We start from the raw sequence: 4,050 nt of genomic DNA, 5'->3' as shown, positions 1-4,050 counted from the left end.
GGCATCGCGCGGGACCGGGCGCTGACCCTGCTCGGCGACGCCTACGACGCCGGGTAGCACCAGCTCCACACTGCCTGGTAGCGCCGTACCGCCGGGCGTGCACCGGGTGACGCACTGCCGGGCACTCGGGCACGCGTCCCGTGCCGCGGTCCGATCCGGCCGGGCCGTTCTACCCGAACGTCCCCACGCGCTCGACGCGGATCACCGGCTCGGCCGCCTCCTCCGAGGCGGCGAGGTCGACGACGCCTTCGAGCGCCCAGTCATGGTCCGCCGCCGGGTCGTCGAGCACCTGCCGGAACCGCCACACGCCCGCACCCTTCTCGAGGCTCAAGAGCGATGCGGATCGAGCCTCGGCGCCCGTGCCCATCGAGTCGTACTCGGCGAAGTAGGCGTCGAGGGCGCCGCTCCAGCGATCCTCGCCGAAACCGTGCGGCGCGTCGAGCTCGGTGAGCTCTTCGAGGCGATCGAACGCTGCCGCCCGCACGCGGAGGAAGATCGCGTTGCGCACCATGACGGTGAACGCGCGCTCGTTCGTCAGCACCGACCGGGTCGGCGGCGCGAGGTTCAGGGCCGCGTCCGCTGCGGCACCCGGATCCGGGTCCGGATCCAACCCGAGCAGTTCGCGCGCCGTGCGATAGGCCTCGGCGTCCTGCGCGGGCACGGTCAGCGCAGTCCACTCGTCGAGCAGGCTCGAATCGATCTGCCGCACGAGCTCCCCCAGCCAGTCGATCAGCTCGGCCAGCTCGGGGGTCTTCGCCTGCTCGGGAACGGTGCGCTCGATCGCCCGGAACGCATCGCTGAGGTAGCGCAGCACCGATCCTTCGGCCCGACCGAGCTGGTAGAACGACACCAGATCGCGGAAGCCGAATGCCCGCTCGATCATGTCGCGCACCACCGACTTCGGCCGCAGCTCGTAGTCGCGCGCCCAGGGCACCTCCCGCGTGTAGGCGTCGAAGGCCTCGCTCAGCAGCTCCTTCAGCGGCTGCGGATGCGTCACCTCCTCCAGCAGCTCCATGCGCTGGTCGTACTCGATCCCCTCGGCCTTCATCGCGGCGACGGCCTCGCCGCGCGCCCGGTGCTCCTGCGCACGCAGGATCGACCGCGGATCCTCGAGCGTCGACTCGATCACCGAGATCACGTCGAGGGGGTACTCGGGCGATTCGGGATCGAGCAGCTCGATGGCGGCGAGCGCGAACGGCGAGAGCGGCTGGTTGAGGGCGAAGTTGGCCTGCAGCTCGACGGTGAGACGGAGGATCGGGTCCCCGGGATCCTCCCCCGGCACGGCTGCGGTGCCGGCGCGTTCGGGGTCCGGCAGGATCTCGACTATCCCCCCGTTGCGCAACGTGCGGAAGATCTCGATCGCCGTTCGGGCGTGCGCGAACTGGACCGCTCGCGGTTCGTGGCTGTCGAAGATCAACGTGCGCATGACGCGCAGGATCTCGCTCGCCCGCTGGCCGCGGTGCTGTTCGGTGCGGGGCTCCGCGAAGGATCCTCCCCCGGCGCCCGATCCTCTGCCGGCTGCGCTCATCGGATCGGGCGACGAGCGCCCGGCTGTACCCGCATGATCGGGCGACGAGCGCCCGATCACCCCGAGCACCATCGCGTGCGTGATCCGCATCCGGCTCACGAGCGGTTCCGGCTCGCTCGCGACCAGGCGCTCGAGCGTCTGCTCGTTCCAGGCGACGAACCCCTGGGGTGCCGACTTCTTCTTCGGACCCTTGCCGACCTTCTTGCCCGCCGCTCGAGCCGCCTCGACCTTGGCGGAGGCGCGCGCGTTCTCGACCTCGTGCTCCGGGGCGAGCGCGATCACGTCGCCCTCGGTGTCGTACCCCGCGCGGCCGGCGCGGCCGGCGATCTGGTGGAACTCGCGGGCGCTCAGGCGCCGCATCTTCTGGCCGTCGAACTTGGTGAGCGCCGTGATCACGACGGTGCGGATCGGCACGTTGATCCCGACCCCGAGCGTGTCGGTGCCGCTGATGACGCGCAGCAGGCCGCGCTGGGCGAGCTGCTCGACGAGGCGCCGGTAGCGGGGCAGCATGCCGGCGTGGTGCACGCCGATGCCGCTGCGCACGAGCCGCGAGAGCGTCGTACCGAATCCGGTCGAGAAGCGGAAGTCGCCGAGCGCGTCGGCGATCTCGTCGCGCTGCTCGCGGCTCAGCAGCCGGATCGAGGCGAGCGCCTGCGCCTGCTCGACCGCATGCGACTGATTGAAATGCACGAGATAGGCGGGCGTGCCGCCCTCGGCGAGGAGCAGCTCGACCACCTCGTGCGCGGCTCGCACCTCGTAGGCGTAGTGGAGCGGAACCGGGCGCTCGGCGTGGGTGACGAGGGCGGTGTCGCGGCCGGTTCGGCGGCTCAGATCCTTCGCGAGCTCCGTGACGTCGCCGAGCGTGGCCGACATCAGCAGGAACTGCGCGTTGTTCATCAGCAGCAGCGGGACCTGCCACGCCCAGCCCCGGTCGGGTTCCGCGTAGAAGTGGAACTCGTCCATCACGACCTGCGTGATGCCGCCGGCTTCGGCGTCCACCGCGCCGTCGCGCAGCGCCAGGTTCGCGAGGATCTCGGCCGTGCAGCAGAGGATCGGCGCGTCGGGGTTGATGCTCGTGTCGCCCGTGACCATGCCGACCCGCTCGGCGCCGAACACCGAGACGAGGTCGAAGAACTTCTCGCTGACGAGCGCCTTGATCGGAGCCGTGTAGACGGTGCGGCGCCCCTCGGCGGCGGCGAAGAAGTGCGCGCCCTGGGCGACGAGCGACTTGCCCGTGCCGGTGGGCGTCGCGAGGATCACGTTCGAGCCGAGCGCGAGGCCCAGCAGCGCCTCCTCCTGCGCCGGGTACAGCGCCAGGCCCTTCTCGTCGGAGACCCACGCCTCGAAGCGCTCGAACAGCTCATCGGCCTCGGGCGTCGTACCCGGAGGAGTCGATCCTTCGCGTGCATCGAGGATCGCGCCCAGGCTCATAACCCCCAGCCTAGCTTCCGCAACCCGCGCCCCCGCCCGCCTTGCCCGTGCCCCCTTGCCCCGCACCCCGCACCCCGTGCCCCTCCTTCCCCCCTCTGGCGCAGTTGCTCGGTTGTGCGGGGTTGGATCGTGCCGCACCCCGCACAACCGAGCAACTGCGCGTCGCCGGACTGTTAGCATCTGAACCGTGTCAGAGCCGAGCGACCAGAAGCAGATCCGCGGATACGCGGCCGAGCGCCCCAAGGCGTTCGTCGACGCGGTCGTCGCCATCGCGATGACCCTGCTGATCCTCCCCCTGATGGAGAGCGTCGGCGACGTCGCCGCCGAGGGCGAGGACGCGATCACCTGGATCGGCGACCACTCCGCCCAGCTCGTGAGCTTCGGGCTGAGCTTCGTCATCATCGCCATGTTCTGGCTGAGCCACCACCGGCTCTTCTCCGCGGTCGAGCGCGTCACGGACCGGCTGCTCTGGCTGCTGGCCGCCTGGATGCTCTCGATCGTCTGGCTGCCGGTCGCGACCGCGATCTCCGGCCTGATGTCGGCGACCGATCCGATCGCGAAGCTCCTCTACATCGGCAGCATGAGCGTGACGGCTCTGCTCTCGCTGGCGATCCGGGTTTACCTGCAGCGCCACCCGGACCTGCACGAGGTCCCGCACCGCGCGCTGCGGGAGGGCATGGCCGAGGACCTCGCGATGGCCGTGCTCTTCGCGGTCGCTCTCGCGATCACGCTGCTCTTCCCCGCGGTCGGCTACTACTCCATGCTGGTCATGCTGGCGAGTCCGCTCGCCCAGGCGCTCTTCTCGCGCATGCTCGGCGTGAGCCGCCGGAGCTGAATCGGCAGAGCCGAATCAGCAGAGCCGAGTCAGCAGAGCCGAGCCGCCGGAGACGACACCGGCAGGGCTCGTTCCGGATCGGGCCGCGCCGGATCAGCGTCCGAGCCGGATCAGCGTCCGAGCCGGATCGGACCGCGCCGGATAAGCGTCCACGCCGGATCGATGTCAGCGGCGGGTCGATGATGCTCCTATATTTGTCAACTTGTAGGCGCGCTTGTTTCGAGCCATTCTCGGTATGCCAGAGCGAATTCGTCAT

The 4,050-nt window shown here is 70.2% G+C and carries 2 protein-coding genes; one reads left to right on the top strand and one right to left on the bottom strand.

Annotation, left to right across the window (positions count from 1 at the left end; all coding sequences use genetic code 11):
- Nucleotides 1-169: 169 nt before the first annotated feature.
- Nucleotides 170-2,959: a DEAD/DEAH box helicase gene (locus ACFPZL_RS10845; RefSeq protein WP_218115622.1), complete on the bottom strand. Its 2,790-nt coding sequence runs from the start codon at nt 2,957-2,959 to the stop codon at nt 170-172.
- 187 nt (nt 2,960-3,146) lie between these two features.
- On the opposite strand from ACFPZL_RS10845, the gene ACFPZL_RS10840 reads away from it, so the two are divergent.
- Complete coding sequence (locus ACFPZL_RS10840; protein ID WP_218116476.1) at nt 3,147-3,794, top strand: TMEM175 family protein; 648 nt, start codon at nt 3,147-3,149, stop codon at nt 3,792-3,794.
- Nucleotides 3,795-4,050 lie beyond the last annotated feature (256 nt).

Origin of the sequence: Leucobacter soli (assembly GCF_042659205.1) — a bacterium.
In the GTDB taxonomy this organism is placed as follows: Bacteria; Actinomycetota; Actinomycetes; order Actinomycetales; family Microbacteriaceae; genus Leucobacter; species Leucobacter soli.
The sequence above is the reverse complement of the archived record's forward strand: the minus strand, read 5'-3'. Positions and strand labels throughout refer to the sequence as shown.